At 38.5% G+C, this 17,503-nt stretch carries 15 protein-coding genes; 4 read left to right on the top strand and 11 right to left on the bottom strand.

The genetic code is table 11. The features are described 5' to 3' along the window. Positions 1 to 17 precede the first annotated feature (17 nt). From H153_RS0105140 to H153_RS0105110, 7 genes are all read right to left on the bottom strand, one after another. Positions 18 to 1,268, bottom strand: a complete 1,251-nt coding sequence (locus H153_RS0105140) for a cell division FtsA domain-containing protein (RefSeq protein ID WP_022847076.1) — start codon at positions 1,266 to 1,268, stop codon at positions 18 to 20. Continuing rightward, positions 1,261 to 1,974, bottom strand: coding sequence for a hypothetical protein (locus tag H153_RS0105135; protein ID WP_022847075.1), 714 nt, complete (start codon positions 1,972 to 1,974; stop codon positions 1,261 to 1,263). Before H153_RS0105135 ends, H153_RS0105140 begins: the two co-directional genes overlap by 8 nt. Beyond that, positions 1,971 to 2,843, bottom strand: coding sequence for a D-alanine--D-alanine ligase (locus H153_RS0105130; RefSeq protein WP_022847074.1), 873 nt, complete (start codon positions 2,841 to 2,843; stop codon positions 1,971 to 1,973). Before H153_RS0105130 ends, H153_RS0105135 begins: the two co-directional genes overlap by 4 nt. Then, positions 2,840 to 4,132, bottom strand: coding sequence for a UDP-N-acetylmuramoyl-tripeptide--D-alanyl-D-alanine ligase (gene murF, locus H153_RS0105125; RefSeq protein WP_022847073.1), 1,293 nt, complete (start codon positions 4,130 to 4,132; stop codon positions 2,840 to 2,842). Before murF ends, H153_RS0105130 begins: the two co-directional genes overlap by 4 nt. Continuing rightward, positions 4,110 to 5,558: a UDP-N-acetylmuramoyl-L-alanyl-D-glutamate--2,6-diaminopimelate ligase gene (locus tag H153_RS0105120; RefSeq protein WP_022847072.1), complete on the bottom strand. Its 1,449-nt coding sequence runs from the start codon at positions 5,556 to 5,558 to the stop codon at positions 4,110 to 4,112. Before H153_RS0105120 ends, murF begins: the two co-directional genes overlap by 23 nt. Beyond that, entirely contained in the window at positions 5,555 to 5,860 is a 306-nt protein-coding gene (locus H153_RS0105115) for a YtxH domain-containing protein (protein ID WP_022847071.1), read from the bottom strand. The genes H153_RS0105120 and H153_RS0105115 overlap by 4 nt, the downstream gene beginning before the upstream one ends. Before the next feature lie 62 nt (positions 5,861 to 5,922). Beyond that, on the bottom strand, positions 5,923 to 7,617 hold the full coding sequence (locus H153_RS0105110; protein WP_022847070.1) for a tetratricopeptide repeat protein: 1,695 nt from the start codon (positions 7,615 to 7,617) through the stop codon (positions 5,923 to 5,925). 66 nt (positions 7,618 to 7,683) lie between these two features. Here H153_RS0105110 and recG point away from each other — a divergent pair, with 66 nt between their 5' ends. Beyond that, positions 7,684 to 10,134 carry an ATP-dependent DNA helicase RecG gene (recG, locus tag H153_RS0105105; RefSeq protein WP_022847069.1) on the top strand — a complete coding sequence of 817 codons (2,451 nt, stop codon included), beginning with the start codon at positions 7,684 to 7,686 and terminating at the stop codon, positions 10,132 to 10,134. 211 nt (positions 10,135 to 10,345) lie between these two features. On the opposite strand, the gene H153_RS0105095 is transcribed toward recG, so the two are convergent. Genes H153_RS0105095 through H153_RS0105080 form a run of 4 tightly spaced genes read right to left on the bottom strand, consistent with a single transcriptional unit; the run spans position 10,346 to position 14,010 of the window. Then, positions 10,346 to 11,170: a CoB--CoM heterodisulfide reductase iron-sulfur subunit B family protein gene (locus H153_RS0105095; protein ID WP_022847068.1), complete on the bottom strand. Its 825-nt coding sequence runs from the start codon at positions 11,168 to 11,170 to the stop codon at positions 10,346 to 10,348. Then, positions 11,167 to 12,195 (bottom strand): succinate dehydrogenase/fumarate reductase iron-sulfur subunit, encoded by a 1,029-nt coding sequence (locus H153_RS09370; RefSeq protein WP_022847067.1) that lies wholly within the window; start codon positions 12,193 to 12,195, stop codon positions 11,167 to 11,169. The genes H153_RS0105095 and H153_RS09370 overlap by 4 nt, the downstream gene beginning before the upstream one ends. Before the next feature lie 38 nt (positions 12,196 to 12,233). After that, positions 12,234 to 13,778, bottom strand: coding sequence for a glycosyltransferase family 39 protein (locus tag H153_RS0105085; protein WP_027720031.1), 1,545 nt, complete (start codon positions 13,776 to 13,778; stop codon positions 12,234 to 12,236). Beyond that, positions 13,741 to 14,010 carry a hypothetical protein gene (locus tag H153_RS0105080; RefSeq protein WP_022847066.1) on the bottom strand — a complete coding sequence of 90 codons (270 nt, stop codon included), beginning with the start codon at positions 14,008 to 14,010 and terminating at the stop codon, positions 13,741 to 13,743. The genes H153_RS0105085 and H153_RS0105080 overlap by 38 nt, the downstream gene beginning before the upstream one ends. A gap of 87 nt (positions 14,011 to 14,097) precedes the next feature. On the opposite strand from H153_RS0105080, the gene H153_RS0105075 reads away from it, so the two are divergent. The 3 genes from H153_RS0105075 to H153_RS0105065 are packed head-to-tail and all read left to right on the top strand — an operon-like array spanning position 14,098 to position 17,502. Next, positions 14,098 to 15,657: a glycosyltransferase family 39 protein gene (locus tag H153_RS0105075; protein ID WP_022847065.1), complete on the top strand. Its 1,560-nt coding sequence runs from the start codon at positions 14,098 to 14,100 to the stop codon at positions 15,655 to 15,657. Continuing rightward, entirely contained in the window at positions 15,654 to 16,619 is a 966-nt protein-coding gene (locus tag H153_RS0105070; protein WP_022847064.1) for a glycosyltransferase family 2 protein, read from the top strand. The genes H153_RS0105075 and H153_RS0105070 overlap by 4 nt, the downstream gene beginning before the upstream one ends. After that, positions 16,606 to 17,502: a lysylphosphatidylglycerol synthase transmembrane domain-containing protein gene (locus tag H153_RS0105065; protein ID WP_022847063.1), complete on the top strand. Its 897-nt coding sequence runs from the start codon at positions 16,606 to 16,608 to the stop codon at positions 17,500 to 17,502. Before H153_RS0105070 ends, H153_RS0105065 begins: the two co-directional genes overlap by 14 nt. Position 17,503 lies beyond the last annotated feature (1 nt).

Raw genomic sequence — 17,503 nt, 5'->3', positions numbered from 1 at the left:
TTGTGTTCTTGTCATCTCTATATTAGTTGATCAATAAGCCTTTTTACCCAACCAAACACGCCTGCTTCGTGGCTTTTTGGAATTATATCGTCTTTCACTTCGAAGAGTTTTCCTTCCGGTTTTCTTGTTGCAGCTATGTAGTTTATAGCTCCGATGACAGGTGTTAGTGAGAGATCCGTAACGTTGTAATCGGGGCTGCATATCTCTACAGGTGCTTTAAAGATTTTCTTTGTAAGGACATCTATATCCTTAAGTTTGGCCAGTCCTCCGGTGAGATAGATTTTGTTGAGATTAACTACCATTGATGGATCAGTGTTTTCAAGCTCCGTTTTAATGTCTTTTAAAATTTTTCGCAGTCTTATCTGTACGAGAGCCGGAATTACAATTTTTGGAAGCTTGGCCAATTTGCCACCTATAGAAATTGTGATGTATTCGTTTTGAGGAACTTTAAGTGCGTATGCGCTTCCATGTTCAAAAAATAACTTTTCGATTTCCTTCTTGTTAAGTTTCAACTTGCTGATTATGAATTTTATTATGTCGTTTCCACCGTCAGGGATATACTTGTTAAAAACAGGTTTGTCTTCTCTAAAGTAGAAGTATTCAGTGGTACCTGCTCCCATGTATATAAAAAGGTTGTTGTTAAAGTAGATGTTTTCCTTGCCTTTTATTCCGTAAAAGGCTGCAAGGGACTGCAGTATCAGACTATTAAGTTTTATCCCGCAATCTTTTAAGAGTTCTTCTATCGTTCTTTTTGTGTGTTTTGTTACAAGAACGATGAGGGCTTTCATTGCAAGTTCTCTTCCACTATGTCCGACAGGATTTTGGATGCCGGTAAGATTTTCTATTATAAATTCTTGGGGTATTATGTGCATTGTTTCATAATGTTGTTTTACGGGTGGGCCTTTTTTTTCCATAAGTTCCCTTTCTGCTTTGTTTTTGAGATCATTAACATCCTTGAATTGGATTGTTTGAATACCGGGAAAGTTTATCTTTGCCTCTATTTTGTAGCTGAGTGTGTGGGTACCTGAAATGATAACGTAAGCTTCATTTGGCAGTGTGGTAGAGGCTTCTATCTTGAGTTTGTTAAGAACTGCATTAAGGGCATCTTTAACCGATACAACGCTTGAAATGTTTCCACTTTTAATTCCTTTTGAAGGAACAGATGCCATAGCTATTATTTTTTTGTTGCCTTTTCTATCTATAACACCAAGTGTGGCCCTTATGTAGCTTGTTCCTAAATCTATGGTAAGGATTTTTTCTTCAATCATTTTTCCTCCCCTTCTCAATCAGAAGGCCTGAGAATCTTAAATCGTAGTAGCCGGAATATGGCCTGGATAGAATTTTAAACAATTTTTGGAAATTCTGCCAGCTATTTTCACCGTTTCCAAGGAAAACGATTATTTTATGCTGGGGGTAAAGTAATTTTATACCTGTATCTGTCAGTAAAATTTCCGGTTTCTCTTTAATGGGATTTTTAGATGAAATGTATTGAGTTATAAGGGAAATTTCAAGTAAGATATTTTCCGTAACTTTTGGAAATCCTTTAGAGTCCTTTATAAAAAAAGGAGTTTTCCCTTTGTAAAAAAAGGTTTGATTTTGGGAACAGAGTTTTTTATCCTTTCCGAGGATGTAACCATTTTCTCCCACGTTAAAGGCCTCGTTTTTAGAGATGATACATAACTTTACAGGTTCTTCTTCAATATTGATTGTTAAAGTTCCTTTGATAAAAGAGATATCTACCTTTCTTACCCAGGGAAGTGAGCTTATAAAAGAAGTCAAATCTTTTATTTTGTTCTCATCATAGGGAGAATTTATTAATATCTGTCCGGTCAGCATATCTGTTATTTTGCTTCCCCATAGATTTTTGTCAAGTTTTATTCTGACCCTTTCAATTTTCATTGGTGAATAGATGAAGAGGATTAGACCGGAAAGTAGAATTAATATAAAGAAAATTATAAATAGTGGCCTCTTCATCCTTTTAGGATTTCCTCAATCAGTTTTTCAAATGTTATGCCGGCAGCAGCGGCAGATTTTGGCAGTAAACTTCTCTCTGTCATGCCGGGAATTGTGTTAACTTCAAGGATGTACGGAACATTCATTTCATCAAGTCTGAGATCTATCCTGATGGCTCCGCGGCACTCTAAAATGCGAAATATTTTTTCAGCCAACTTATTTATTTTTTTAGCTGTTTTTTCTGGAATTCTGGCAGGTACTTCATATTTTGTTGTATGTTTTTTATATTTTGCTTCATAGTCGTAAAAACCTCCTTCGGGGATAACTTCAACGATTGGAAGAGCCTTTCCATTCAGCACCGGGATTGTCAGTTCTCTCCCTTCTATAAACTCTTCAATGAGAATTTTTGTGTCATACTTAAATGCAATTTCAACTGCTTTTTCAAGCTCTTCTTCTGTTTTAACGACAGATATGCCTACCGTTGAGCCTGTTCTTGCCGGTTTTACGACGCACGGTATCTCCATCCAGTCAACTTCCTCTTTTGAGAAATAAGTTTCTCCTGCAGGTACCGGAATGCCAAAGCTTTTAAGATATCTTTTTGTTGCGTCTTTGTCCATGCAAATGGCGCTTGATTCAACGCCGCATCCTGTGTAAGGTATTCCTAAACTTTCTAAAAGTCCCTGAACGGAACCATCTTCACCGGGAACACCGTGTAGGGCTATGAACACCCTTTCCGGCTTGAGCTCTATTAGGTTTTTTGCAGCATTTTCGTCAAATTCAAGGTCTAAAACTTCATATCCTAACTTTTTCAATGCTTTTACTACGGCAGCTGCGCTTTTTCTTGAAACTTCCGCTTCCGGGGAAGGTCCACCTTTAAGAACGACTATCACTGGAACCTCTCTCTTATTATGGTTTCAACTTCTTCAAGTTTGTTCCCTCTGGAACCTTTTATAAGAACGGTTTTCCCGCTGAAATCAAAGGTTTTTAAAAACTGTAAAAATTCGTCCCTGTTATTAAAATGATAACCTCTGCCGTTGAAATTTGAAAGGTAGAAAACGCTGTTTTTACCAAAAAATAGGGCTTCTTCTATGCCTTTTTCCGAAAGGTATTTGCCTATATCTCTATGAAGCTTTTCAGAGTGGTTCCCAAGTTCTAACATTTCACCTAATACCGCAACCTTTGGCGTTTCGTAGAGGGATAAAACATCTATCGCATTTTTCATTGATGCAGGATTGGCGTTGTAGTAATCCCGTATCAGAGTTATACTGCCAAGCTTTACAATTTCCATTCTCCACTTTGGTGGTTTAAAAGTTTTCACAATTTCCACAATCTCTTCGGGTGGGATGTTCAGAACGTTTCCAATCAACAGTGTTATTAAAATTGCGTTTAGTATGCCTCTTCCCGGGATGTTTACCTGACCGTTTACCGTTTTACTGTTGATTTTCGCTGTGAATAGCGTTTTTTCTGGATAAAAATGTGCTTCTATAATTTCTGCAGTGCCACCTTTGCCAAAAGTTAAAATGTTTTTCTCTTTTGCAAGATGTGATGGTGCAATTTTAACTTCTGTATTTTCGATCAGTGAAAACTTTTCTTTTAGTAGATTTTCAAATGTTTTAAATCCTTCAAGGTGACCCGGTTCTACTGCAGTTACTACACCAATGTGTGGTTTCACCATTTCTGTTAGAGTCGCCACTTCCCCGGGACTGTTTGTCCCTATTTCTTGAATGTACACGTTGCACTTTTTCAAATTAGCGAGAGTGTGGGTAATCCCTAAAAGGTTGTTGTAGCTTTCTACGTTTGAGTGGACGGTGGAAAATTTGGATAAAACGTAGGTAAGAAGTTCTTTAGTGGTTGTTTTGCCAACGCTTCCTGTTATGCCTATGACGTTTCCGCTAAAAATTTCTCGCTTGTGAAGTGCAATTTTTTTGAAAGCTTCCATCGTGTTTTCAACGTGGATCGTAGGGAGTATCGGTTTTAATTCTTTTTCTGATAGTGTCGCAGCAGCGCCTCTTTTTGCGGCGTCGTCTATAAAATTGTGGCCATCCCTGTTTCCTTTTAGCGGTATGAATAGCGTTTTTTCCGTAACCTTTCTTGAGTCAAATTCAAACCGTTCAACGTTAACGTTTAAGTTTCCTTTGATAGTTCCACCTGTTATGTTAGCTATCTCTTTTAATTTCACCTATCACCTCTAATGCTACTTCTTTGTCGCTAAAGTGGTATTTTTTTCCTCTAACTTCCTGGTAATCTTCATGTCCCTTGCCTGCTATAAGGATAACACCACTGCTTTCCTTTATTGCAGTTTCTATGGCACTTTTTCTATCGGGAATAACTTTTGTTTTTTTCAAGTCACAGCCTTTTAAGATATTTTTGATTATCTCTTCAGGATTTTCAAATCGGGGATTATCTGTTGTCACTATAACTCTATCGGCGATCTTCGATGCGATTCTCCCCATGAGGGGTCTTTTCTGCTTATCCCTGTTTCCGCCACATCCAAAAACTACCGTGAGTTTTTTGTGCGGGTATATTTCTTTCAGTGTTTTAAGGACGTTTTCAAGTGCGTCCGGCGTGTGGGCGTAATCTATGTAGATGTCTGGTGCGATTTCCTCCAGCCGTCCCGGCACCGTTATTTGTTTGAAGTAGTCTTCAGCGTTTTCAAATCCTAATTTTAAAAGGGCGCCGAAAGCAGCAGTCACATTGTAGGCGTTGTATTTTCCTTTAAGATTTGTTTTTAGCGTAAATGTTTTTCCTTTAAATGTAACTTTTACCTGTGTTCCGTTTGGTATTGGCTTTATCTCTGTTATTTTCAGTTTTCCCGATCTTCCGTAAGATATAGTTTCAAATCTATGGATGGTTTTTGTTCCCTCTATGACACTTCCGAAGAAGTCGTCACTGTTTGTGAGGAAGAATCCCTCCGGGTTTATGTATTTAAGGAAACCATACTTTGCCAGGAAGTAGTTGTATATATTTTGATAAAAGTCAAGATGCTCTGGCGAAAGATTTGTGAAAACACCTCCCTGGAAGGTGAGTCCCTCTATTCTTGATAATGATACGGCGTGGGAAGAAATTTCCATTACGACATATTCAGCACCTTCATCAACCATTTGCTTTAAAAGAGCGTTTAGCTCTATCGGCGGTGGAGTCGTTCTTTCTGCCTTTTTTCTGCTATTTGGTGTTACGTATTCAACTGTTCCTATCAGTCCTGTTTTGAATCCTGCGCTTTTTAAAGCGTTGTAAAGTATGAAAGAAGTTGTTGTTTTCCCGTTTGTTCCTGTTATTCCTATTAACTTCAGTTTTTCTGAAGGTTTATCGAAGAAGCGGTGTGCTATTATGCCTTCTGTTTTTCTTATCTCTCTTGTTAAGAGTGCTGTTACACCTTTTTCTGCTGCCTTTTTTAGTGCTTTTCTGTCTGTGCCTATAATGGCAACGGCACCCTTTGAGATGGCATTTTCAATATAGTTATGGCCGTCTGCCTGAAAACCTTTCACCGCAAAAAAAAGATAGCCAGGCTTTATCTGCCGGCTATCTTCTGATATGCCACGAATGATGCAATCTTCAAATTGAATGGCTTCTATATCTATTTTTTCTATTAACTGTGATAGTTTCAAGCTTCTGTTTCGTCTCCTTTAATCGCTTCTTCTAACTTTTGAATCTTTGATTCCACTTCGTCTAAAATATCCTTTTTCTCTTCCTCAGAAAGTTCTTCTTCTGGTGACATTACAAGTGTTTGAATGTTTTCAGCTATTTCTTTAACCAGCTTTTTAGCCCTTTCAGGAAGGTCACTGTCTTTAAGTTGTTCCTGAAGTTCCTGCAATTTTTCCATTATCTCTTCTTTCCTTGTTGTTGCAAGATAGGCTGCCCCTGCTCCAACGAGGCTTCCAAGAATAAACATTATCGTTCCCTTTTTCATCTGCAATCCTCCTTCCTTTCCTGTTCTGTAATTAATTTATTGATTTATCCTGATTTGAACAACTATTCAAGACGTTTAAGTATCTCCTGCGCCCGGTATTTTATGTTGCCTTCGCCCTCTATTGATTCAGGATTCTTTGTCATCTTTTTGAGAGCCCTTTTAAGGTGATCTTTTGCCCTATCCCAGTCCCCTTTGTAGTACAGGCATTCTCCTAAATGTTCCTCAACGACCGCGTCACCGTTGCTAAGTTTGAGCGCTCTTTGAAGTTCTTTGCAGGCTTTGTCATACTTTCCCATCTTAAAGAGTATCCAGCCGTAGGTGTCAATATAGGCGCCATTATCAGGCCTCTTTTTGAGGGCTTTTCTTATCAGTTTTAGTGCTTCTTGAAGGTTTTCACCTCTGTTTGCGTAAAGGTATGCGAGGTAATTGAGGGCTGCCGGGTCGTCAGGATGCTTTTCCAGAAGCTTTTTCAGATATCTTTCTGCCTCTTCTTCTTTTCCAAGTTTGTCGGCATAAACGGCAAGGGAAAAGTAGAGTCTTGGATCGTTACTTCCCTTGCTTACAATTGATTTGAGGAAACTGTAAGCTTCCCGGGTATTGCCATTTTTATCTGCGATAGCTGCTATTCTAAGAGCATAATCGCTTTTCTTGGTAAGTTGATATAGTCTCTCAAAGTAGGCTTTTGCCTCTTCTATTTTTCCAAGTCTTAAATACAAAGTTGCAAGCTGCTCAATTACGGTTGTGTTTTCAGGGAACAGGTCTAACGATTTTTCATAAGCTTTTACTGCCTTTTCTTTCTGTCCCGTTAATTCATAGGCAAGACCTAAAAGGAAGTAAACGTTTGGATTGTCAGGATTAAGCTTTGTTATTCTCTCTATTACGGGGATAACTTTCTTATACTCTTTCAGGTTAAGCAGGCTTGTAGCAACCTGGGTTAAGTTTTTCAAATTGTATGGTTCTCTTTCTACTATTCTGTTGAGAATTTTTACAGCTTTGCCTTTTTCTCCATCTATTATATATATCTTTGCAAGTTCTCTAAGTGCCGGCAGCGGTGCATCTTTTCTCCTGCACAGCTTTTCAAAAAATCTTTTTATGTTTTTACTGTGATTTTTCTGGTAAATGGTTTCGAGAATCTGGTAAGCATCATCTATTTCGGGGTTTAATTCTGCAGCTTTTTCAAGGTATTTTTCAGCTTTCTTGTACTGTTTTTCCTTGTAGTAACTGTATCCTGTCAGGAAGTTAAGAAGAGAATTTTCGGGGTCGATTTTTAGTCCTTTTTCCAGTATTTTGGCAGCTTCGTCATACCGCTTTTCACCTATTAAAAGTTTTCCACAGATTACAAAATCATCAGGTTTTTTAGATTTTTGAGTCAGTTTTAAAAATACATGTGCCGCTTGTTTGTTCATGCCGTTCATTATGAAGAGTTTTCCTAAAATTCTAAGGGATTTTTCAGATTCATTTGTTATGGATTTTGCCGTTTCTATCGCTTTGTTCAGGTCGCCGATTGATGCATAAAACATGGCAGCTGTAAGTTTTAATTCTGTGTTGTTTGGTCTTACTTTTAGGGCTTTTTCAAGGTACTTTTCTGCTTCTTCTCTCTTTCCTTCCTTTGTCGCTATTGAGAAATTCATATAATAGTAGAGGAAGTCATCGTTTTTTTTCTCTGTTAACTTTGGCGGTTTTGTAACCGGCTTTTGCTGAGTTGCGCAGGAAGATGCAAGTATGAAGGCAGATAGCAGAGCGGCAAGTTTTTTCATATGGTTATCCTCTGAAATAGGGATATTTTACTATAGCAAATTATACCACCTTCAAAGGTAAAGTTTATGAGGGAAACCCTGGAGAACATAAAAAGGTTGCTTACCCTTCTTGTAAAAGAGGATTTTAGATACTTTGATAGGGTTAGAGATCCTGATAAAGCTCTCCTTGCAATGTTTTCAAAGTTAAAACCTTTTCTTTCAGAAAAGAGAATCTCTTTTGTTGAAAAGGCCGAGAAGTTTTTGAAGGGTTACAGGTACCTTTCTGATAGTGATAGGAAGCGGCTTATTAAAGAACTTCATACAGTTTTTGTTTTGAGGTTTTCTCTTGAAGAGATAGAAAGAGAGGTTCAGAAAAAAAAGTTAGAAAAGATTGTATCCTCATCCTCTTCAGGATTCGTAGAGGAAGCGGAAAAGTATCCTTTAAAAGCTTTTTTCCAGCCGCCGGAGACGGTGAAGGGGTTGAACAAATACGCCATTTCACGGTTAAAAAAGTTGGGTCTTAACACCATTTTAGATGTTCTCTTTTATGTTCCTTTCAGGTATGAAGATAGGACGACTATAACGCCTCTAAATCTCCTGAGAGATGGAGAAACTGCCCTCGTAAAAGGAAAGGTTGCAGGGATTGTAGATACGGTTACTAAAAGAGGAAAAAAGCTTTTGAAAGTTATACTCTACGATAGGCACGGGAAGGTAACGCTTCTCTTTCTGCAGCAGAGAGTTTTTGGGTTTTACAAAAAGCTCTTTTCTCAGGCCAGAGAGTTGGGAAAGGATGTGGTAGCTTACGGTAAAGTTAAAAGGAGTGGTCTTTCTTTCACCATGGTTCATCCAGAAGTTGAGATTTTTGAAGAGAAAAAGAGTTATTCAAAGGTTGGCGTTATACTGCCTGTTTACCATCTAATGGAGGGATTGAAGCAGAACCTTGTAAGAAAAGATATAGCCTTTGTTGTGAAGAAAACACTTCTCCGTTTTCCGGAGTATCTTCCAGGAGAAATAGTAAAAAAGAGAAAGTTGCCTTCTATATCTCGATCAATATGGGAGGTTCACTTTCCTTCATCACCTGTTGAAGAACTTCAGGAGTTCAAGACGGCTTATCAGCAGCGTTTGATATACGATGAATTTTTCCTGTTCCAGGTGGCATTGGCCCTTGTGAGAAGACGTATAAAGGAAGAAAAGGGTATAGGTTTTCCTGTAACGGAAAAGATGTTGGACGAATTTAAGAAGAATCTGCCATTTTGTCTAACTGGTGCTCAGGAGAGAGTTCTAAAGGAAATAGTAGCGGATATGAAGAGTGAAAAACCTATGAACCGCCTGATTCAGGGAGATGTTGGTAGTGGTAAAACGGTTGTTGCTGCAGCTGCTGCCTATCTTGCTGTAAAGAGTGGATATCAGGTTGCGGTTATGGCACCGACGGAAATTCTTGCCAAGCAGCACTTTAAGAAGTTTAAGGAGTTTTTCTCTCACTTTGGTATTCCTGTTGGAATTTTGACAGGCAGCATGACGCCGAAAGCTAAAGAGACTACCCTCAAAGCGATAAGAAAGGGCTATTTTAAGGTGATTGTTGGCACTCACGCTCTTATTCAGGAAAAGGTGGAGTTTGAAAATTTAGGTCTTGTTATTATTGATGAACAGCACAGGTTTGGCGTCAAGCAGAGAGCGGAACTTAAAAATAAGGGGAGCCGTCCGGATGTTCTTGTTATGACAGCGACGCCTATACCGAGGACTCTTGCCCTTACCGCCTATGGAGATCTTGATGTTTCTGTTATAGATGAAATGCCAGCAGGACGCAAACCCGTGAAAACAAAGATTGTTTTTGATGATGAGATGGAAAAGGTAGTTTCTTTTTTAAGAAAAGAGCTTTTGAAGGGGAACAGGGCATACATTGTTTATCCGCTTGTTGAGGAGTCTGAAAAGATTGAACTTAAGGCAGCAACAGAGATGTTTCACTTCTGGAGTGAGAAGCTTAAAGATTTTTCCGTTGGGCTTCTTCACGGCAGGATGAAACAGGAAGAGAAGGATGAAGTTATGTCAAAATTTAAGTCCGGTGAGTTTCATGTGCTTGTCTCAACGACTGTTATAGAAGTTGGTGTTGATGTTCCTGAGGCAACTGTTATGGTAATTGAACATGCTGAACGGTTCGGGCTTGCCCAGCTTCATCAGTTGAGAGGCAGAGTTGGGAGGAGTGACAGGCAGTCTTTCTGTTTTCTCATAACAAAAAGAACCGTAAGTGAAGATGCGATAAAACGTTTGAGAGTCCTTGAAGCCACGACAGACGGTTTTAAGGTTGCAGAGGCGGACCTTATGTTTAGAGGTCCCGGAGAACTTATGGGAACAAGGCAGTCTGGTATAGGTGAGTTTAAAATAGCGGATTTAAGGCGGGACTTTGAACTTTTAAAGATGGCAAGAGAAGATGCTTTTGAGTTTGTTGAGAAAAATCCGAACCTTGAAGGTTTTGATGACCTTAAGGATTTAATAAAGTACCGCTTTAAGGGAAATGAAAACTTTGTTGAAATTGCTTGATAGATAAAAGCTTTCTTTCTTTTTTATTTCAACCATAATATTTGACATATATAAGAATAGCTGGTAAATTACAATTAATACCAGAAGATGGGGAGGTTCAAAATGGATGCTCTTGCTCTTGCAGCTAAGGCGTGGGGAATTTTGGTGGCTTTCATAGCTATAGTTGGTCCCATTAAGGATTAACGGTTCCCGCCTTTTAAGGGCGGGGTTTTTATATCTCTACAGGGATTTTGTGGTACTTTATCCCTGATTCTATTTCATCCATTCCAAAAGCAAGGGCTACCATCTCCGGTAAAAATAGGACAGGTAGTTTTTCTTTTATTTTTGCGTCTGCCTGATAGAGATCAAAAGCTTTAAAGCATAAGGGGCATGGTGTTACTATTACTTCTGCTCCGGCTTCTTTCGCACTTTCAACAATCTTTTTAATTTTTTTAAGAGCAGTTGCCCTGTCTGTATATATTGCATGGTAGCCGCAGCATGTGTTTGATTCTTCAAACTCTGTTGGTACGCCCCCACATACCTCTATAAGCTTTTCAAGTTCCCCGTCTTTAATGACCTTTTCAGGATATCTCAGGTGGCATCCGTAAAAAGGTGCCATTTTTACGGGAAGCTTCCTCCTTACTTCTCTTTCTATTTCTTTAAAACCAATTTTTCGTGTCAGGAAGGGTAAAATGTGCCAGAGTTTAAGGTTGCCGGTGTAGGTGAGCTCTTCCTCCTTAAGGATTCTGTTTATCTTTTCTTTTATTTCTTCATTTTCATCAAGAACTTTTTTCGCTCTGTTTATAACCATGAAGCAGGTGTTGCAGCTTATTAACAGATCAAGGTTTTCTTTCTCCGCAGCGGCCATGTTTCTGCCGTTAATTAAAACCGATAGAAATCTGCTCTCTTCATCAATGACATTTCCGCCGCAACACACGGTCTTTCTCACTTCGGGAAGTTCGACATTAAGCCTGTTGAGTACGTTTTTTATGACTTCAAACAGGATGAAATCAAGTCCCTGAAAACAGCAGCCTCTATAAAATCCAATTCTTCTCACTTCTCTTCTCCTTTAAGGAGTGCTTCTATCTTTTCGTCTATTTTCCGTATCTTTTTAAAGTCTATTGCTTCAATGTTCCCTTCTTCCACCAGTGCCCTTATTATAAGGTCTCTCAGCGCCAGGAATCCGTCGGGAAGGTGTGGAATGTCCCACACTTCAATGCCGTGTTCTCTGCACGTTTTTATAAACTCTTTTACAGCTTTTTCACTGTTGTAAACATCAGCCGGCAAAAATAGGCGGTTAATCTGTCCTGTTGCGTATATCCAGTTAAGGTAGTGGGAGAGCTTCTTTGCACCAGGAGATTCTTTCTTCCCGCTTCTTACGATTGCTCTTCTAACTTTCTGTATATCATCTGCAGGTGCAATGTTTTTTGGACAGACTGCAACGCACTTCTGACACTGAAGGCAGGACCATACGGAGGCGTTAAGTGCTATTTCAAGTCTTTTCTCTTTTATCTCTTCCTTTTCTCTTGAATCTGACAGAAACCTGAAGGTTCTGACAAACGCAAAAGGACCTGAGAATGGAATGTTTTCTTTTAACGCTTCACAAACACTGCAACAGGCAAGGCATAGGATGCAGTCTGTTTCTTTCTCGTACTGTTTTACCTCTTCAGGTGAGACGGTAAATTCTGCATCTCTGGGAGGCTCTTTTTCCTCAAGCCACAGGTTAAAGCGTTTTATCGTTTCTTTTTTACCTTCCGTGTCAACGACAAGGTCTTTTATGATTTTAAATCTTGAGAGGGGTTCTATAATAATAGTTTTAGAACTAAACTCCTCCATGATTTTTTCAATAGGTGTTTTACATGCAAGGCGAGGTTTCCCGTTGATGTTTACGGCACACGAACCGCATATTCCGCTTCTGCAGAAAGCCCTGAAAGCGAGTGTGGGATCTATGTTATCTTTTATGTATGTTAATCCTTCAAGAACTGTTATTCCTTTTGTGATAGGAATTTCGTAATCCTGGTATTGAGGCTTTCTGTCTGTTTCAGGATTAAATCTAAACACTCGAAAGGTAGCGGTTTTCAACGCTCACACCTCTTTGCATTATTTGTAGTTTTCTTAATTTATTCTTTTTTGCATAGGTAGAGAACCCTGTTGCCCAATTTAAACTCTTTTACCTGCTTGTCAAAAGGTTTTTCCGTGATAAAGAATTCACCTTTCTCCAGTTCTGTTTTTCTTTTGAGTGGTAAAGGCTGTTGTCTAAATTTCTCGATGTAGAATCCCGTTTTCAGTTCCGGTATCAGCGTTGATAGTTTATCCCCTTTTGTAATTGTGGAAATTTCCCAGGCTGCTTTTTTATATTTTGGATATTTGAATTCAGCTATTGATAGATAGTAACCGCTATAAAATCCTCTAATTATAAAGAGTGTGCAACCTGCCATGAGGATAAAGTTTGTTACATCTATCCTTTTCATTGCGTAAAAATAGATAAAGTAAGCCACTATGAGGAAGAAAATTGTAGAGTTTAGAGCTATTTCTGCATGAAGTGTCAGCCATATTGTTGTAATAATTCCTAAAAATAGAAGGATATCCATTAAAAACTGGATGTTTGATATGCTCCTCTGAGGATTGACTTTTTTATCTTTTAAAATTTCTGCTAACAGGATAGATATAAACGGTATAAGCGGAATTATATATCTCATTCTTGTTCCGGGTGAGAAAAGATACACGGTTATATTTGCTATTATTATGAAAGCTATCTCTTTCATGAATGGATTTTCAATAACTTTTACCCTGCCTTTATCCTTTATTATTTCATAGATGACAAATAGTGACCATGGAAATAGGGCAAGTATAAACCTTGGAATGAACAGGATTATGCCCTTTAATGTCTTTGTTACAGGGTTGTCTACCGCAGTTCTCCTTACCGCTTCGTGCCATAGTGTTAAAACCGCCTTTTCCGGAGACACTGCCATAACCCATAAAAAAAATGGCATAAGTCCTATTACTATTCCTGCTATGTGCTGAAGTGTTAGGAGTTCTTTCAGCTCTTTTCTTGAAAACAATACCACTATATAGGAAATGATGAAGAAAAGAATTCCCGGTAGTCCTTTTGTTAAAAGTGCAAGAGATGCAAGGAAATATCCCACAGTCCAGGCAATGAATTTTCTATTTTTGTCAAAAAAGTGGTACCACAGGCTTATGGAAAGAAATGTAAATAAAGTAAACAGCATATCCGGTTCACATTTGGTTGAGTAACCTATTAATACTGTCCACGTTGTCATAAATATTATTGATGAAAAGACAGCTCTTCTTTCATCGAGTTTTTCTTTTACAAAGTAGTAGAGAAAGAGAGCGGTTAGACCTGTCGCTACAAGTGATGGAAATCTCAGTGTGAATTCGTTTATCCAGTGAGGGTTGAACCCTGCAAATAGAATGGTTATCCAGTTATGTAATGGTGGTTTTTTAAAGTAGGGAACCATCAGTACAGTTGGCTGAACAAAGTTGTGTCTGAACAGCATTTCAAGAGCAACGATACCCCGCCTCGGTTCTTCGTGATGGAGTGTTAAAAGCCAGAGGTTCACCGTTCCTGCAAGAAAGAGCATGATTAAAAACAGATTCAGGGTTTTTCTATCTATCGCTGGAAGTTTCTTCTTCACTTTTTTCATCAATCAGCACCTCTTTGAAAAATTCTTCCGGTATGTCGGGTTTTTCTCCTGACGGATGCATCTCTATATCTATAATGTTGCAGTTTGGACATTTGTAATAGCTTACCCACAGTTCTTTATCGCCCACTATCTCTTTCACTTCACCGTTTCTATTCAAGTTCCTTGATCCGATGTATTCGAACTCTCCTATGTTTCCGCAGTTAGAACACTTAAGAAGCTTCTTGAATTTCAATTCAAACCTCCATAATATTTCCCGTTGAATTATACTATCTCGGTTATAATTACATCAGTTCCGTTTTCAGACTATAGAGAGGTTTACATGAGGAAGATATTAAAGATATTAAAAGACAAGAAATTTCTAATTTTAGCTCTTGTTTCGATCCTTTTACTTGTTGTTCCAAACGGCTTTTACTCAGCCTTTGACAAGGATGAGCCAAAGTACCTTGAAGCTGCTCACGAGATGGTTAAAAGTGGTGACTATATAACCCCTTACTACAACTACGAATATCGCTTTGACAAGCCGATTCTCATTTACTGGCTCATCGTTGCAGGTTATAAACTTTTTGGTGTTAATGAGTTTGGTGGAAGATTCTTCGTTTCTCTTTTTGGTGTAGCGCTGGTTTTACTTTTGTATCTCTGGATTAAAAAGTGGAAGGATGAGGAGTTTGCTTTTTGGTCTTCGCTTATATTACTTTCTCTTCTTGATTTTATCGTGATGTCGTCGGCGGCTATGCCTGATATAGTTTTAACATTTTTCATAGCCGCTTCTCTTATGGCGTTTTATAACGGCTATCATGAAAACAGGAAACGGTGTTATTTAGCGGCTTTTGCGGCGGCAGGGTTTGCAACGTTAACTAAGGGTCCCGTTGGACTTGCTCTTCCCGGTCTTGTTGCTGTTGTTTATCTGATTTTAAGACGTGATTTGATAAAAACATTTAAAAAAATCCCGTGGTTTTCCGGCTTTGCCATTTTCACAGTCATAGTTGCCCCCTGGTATGCGGCAATTTTGAAGAAGCACGGTTACCTTTTCTTTAAAGATTTCATTATCTTCCACAACATAGAGAGATTTACGTCTAAAATTCCGGGTCATCCAACCGAGTGGTGGTACTATTTTGTCAACTATCCATGGATGTTCCTTCCGTTTTCTGTAGTTTTCATATTTGCAGTTTATAAGTTCTGGAAGGATAGAGAGAGGATATATGTTGATGACCTTTTAATGTTTGCTACTGTATGGTTTCTAATTATTTGTGGATTTTTTCAAATAGCTCACACTAAACTTGCACATTACTTACTTCCGTCTTTTCCTGCGTTTGCAATCTTAACCGCTTATTATGTTAGAAATTATAGAGAAAAGCTTCCTTACTATCTAACAGCGGTTCTTCTATTTTTTTTGATTATTGCCGTTCCTGCTGCACTTGTTGTAAAAAAATTGCCCTTAGTTGCAGCAGTCATGGTTGTTCCTATTGCCGTTTCTCTCTATTTCATCTTTAGAAGCAAAGAGCCGTACAAACCGCTCCTCTACGGATTTTTATCAACGATGATTCTCTTTAAATGGGTTACCCTTCCCGTTCTTGAACCTTACAGGGCAAAGCCTTTAATTGGAAAAGAATTAAGACACATGAAGTTAAAGAATCCGAATCTCTCTGTCTATTCGCTTGCCTATACAAGTCCTGAGATTGTCTATTATTACGGTGAAGGGAAGATTCCACAGATAGATTTTAGAAAAGCTGCAGAACTCCTTAAAGATAAGAATGTTCTGATAGTTACGAGGGAAAACAGGCTCAAAAGGTTGAAAGTTCCGTACAGGGTAGTTGATGTCAGGCAGGAGCTTCTCACAAAACACAGGTTGGTAATAATAACTTCAGGAGAGAAAAGATGAAAGGTGTAAAAAAGATTTCCATAGTTGTTCCCCTTTACAACGAAGAGGATAACGTTAATGAACTTTATCAGCGTATTAAGAAGGTTGTTGATTCCCTGCCTCTTGACTATGAGATAATTTTTGTTGATGATGGCAGTACGGATAAAACTGCTGAAAAGCTTGAGGCAATTGCCGCAAAAGATAAAAAGGTAAAAGTTATTGAGTTTGCAAGAAACTTTGGTCAAACACCGGCGATGATGGCTGGAATGGATCTTGCCGGTGGTGACGTGATTATAACGATGGATGGTGACCTTCAGAATGATCCTGATGATATACCGAGACTTCTTGAGAAGATAGAAGAAGGCTATGATGTTGTGAGCGGCTGGAGAAAAAATAGAAAGGACGCTGCGATTTCAAGAAAACTTCCTTCCAGGATAGCAAACTGGTTGATAGGAAGGTTGACAGGTATAAAAATTCACGATTACGGGTGTTCTCTCAAGGCTTACAGAAGTTCTGTGATAAAGAGGGTCAGGCTTTACGGTGAAATGCACAGGTTTATACCTGCCGTTGTTTCTACTGTTACTTCTCCGGATAAAATTATAGAAATTCCCGTAAAGCACCATCCAAGGAAGTATGGTAAGTCAAAGTACGGTATTTCAAGGACTTTTAAGGTAATTGTTGACCTGTTTTATGTCTGGTTTGTTAAAAAGTATATGCAGAAACCGATTCACTTTTTTGGCGGTATAGGTTTAACGCTTCTGTTTATTGGTCTTGTCTTTTTTTCCTACCTTATGGGTATAAAGATTATGGGGCATCCAATAGGAGGCAGACCTCTTCTTATTATATCGGTTATGTTCATCATCTCCGGACTTCAAATGTTAACAACAGGTATTATCAGTGAGATTCTCATGCGTATCTATTTTGAGTCTCAGAGTAAAAAACCCTACGTGATAAGGAGAATTATTAATAGTGAGAAAGAGTAATTTAGTTATTTCCCTTTTAATTTTAGTAATTTTTGGATACATCCTTTATAGGTACGATGTATTTTCTCAAATTTCCAGCATGTTAAAGGATTTAAGTTACAGGGATATTGCTTTTTCCCTTTTTATCTACGTGTTTGTTTATATTTTTCGGGCTTTGAGGCTTAAACTTTACATTGAAGAGATTCCCCTTTCAGAGATGGCTTCTGTTATAGGTGTTCACACGTTTTTTAATAATGTGATGCCTTTTCGCTCCGGCGAAACCTCTTTTCCCCTTATTTTGAAGAAGCTTTACGGTATAGATATGACGCGTTCTTCTGTTGTCCTTTTTGGGGCACGGGTATTTGATCTTTTATCTCTTTCTATTCTCTTTCTATTCTCTCTATTTTCCGTTTCTTTTTCTGATAAAAGGTTGATTTTCTTCCCCATATTGGCGGTTGCTCTTGTCGGGATTGCTCTGTTTGTTGCTTATAAATTTCTACACTTTTTTAAGGAAAGAATTCCTTTTTTTGATAAGTTAATCATCGCTTCTGCAGTTCTTTTCAGGGTAGATAAATTAATGCAGATGTTTTTCTTCTCTATCTGTATATGGATTTTGAAGTTCACAGCGTTTATGTTTATTCTAAATGCAGCTCATCTCGGGCTTGGCTTTTTTAAAACTATTTTTGTTTCAACGTTTGCAGAATTTACGACTATCCTTCCCATACACAGCATAGGTGGATTTGGAACATTTGAAGCTGGAATGGTTGGTGGCTTTTCCCTTATAGGGATGAATGCTAAAAAGGCTCTTCCTTACGCAGTCTATTTCCACACTCTTATCCTATGTATGTCTGGATTTACGGCTCTTTCTGGCTGGTTGTACCTTTCCTTTAAGTCTTCAAAGTGAC

It is taken from the genome of Desulfurobacterium sp. TC5-1, from assembly GCF_000421485.1.
Classification (GTDB): Bacteria; Aquificota; Aquificia; order Desulfurobacteriales; family Desulfurobacteriaceae; genus Desulfurobacterium_A.
Note: the sequence above shows the minus strand (reverse complement) of the source record. Positions and strands in the feature narration are given on the sequence as shown.

What these genes read in the sequence shown, in the direction of transcription:
- H153_RS0105140 (WP_022847076.1), bottom strand. Translation starts at nt 1,268, where the DNA reads ATGATTGAAGAAAAAATCCTTACCATAGATTTAGGAACAAGCTACATA.
- H153_RS0105135 (WP_022847075.1), bottom strand. Translation starts at nt 1,974, where the DNA reads ATGAAGAGGCCACTATTTATAATTTTCTTTATATTAATTCTACTTTCC.
- H153_RS0105115 (WP_022847071.1), bottom strand. Translation starts at nt 5,860, where the DNA reads ATGAAAAAGGGAACGATAATGTTTATTCTTGGAAGCCTCGTTGGAGCA.
- H153_RS0105110 (WP_022847070.1), bottom strand. Translation starts at nt 7,617, where the DNA reads ATGAAAAAACTTGCCGCTCTGCTATCTGCCTTCATACTTGCATCTTCC.
- recG (WP_022847069.1), top strand. Translation starts at nt 7,684, where the DNA reads ATGAGGGAAACCCTGGAGAACATAAAAAGGTTGCTTACCCTTCTTGTA.
- H153_RS0105085 (WP_027720031.1), bottom strand. Translation starts at nt 13,778, where the DNA reads ATGAAAAAAGTGAAGAAGAAACTTCCAGCGATAGATAGAAAAACCCTG.
- H153_RS0105075 (WP_022847065.1), top strand. Translation starts at nt 14,098, where the DNA reads ATGAGGAAGATATTAAAGATATTAAAAGACAAGAAATTTCTAATTTTA.
- H153_RS0105070 (WP_022847064.1), top strand. Translation starts at nt 15,654, where the DNA reads ATGAAAGGTGTAAAAAAGATTTCCATAGTTGTTCCCCTTTACAACGAA.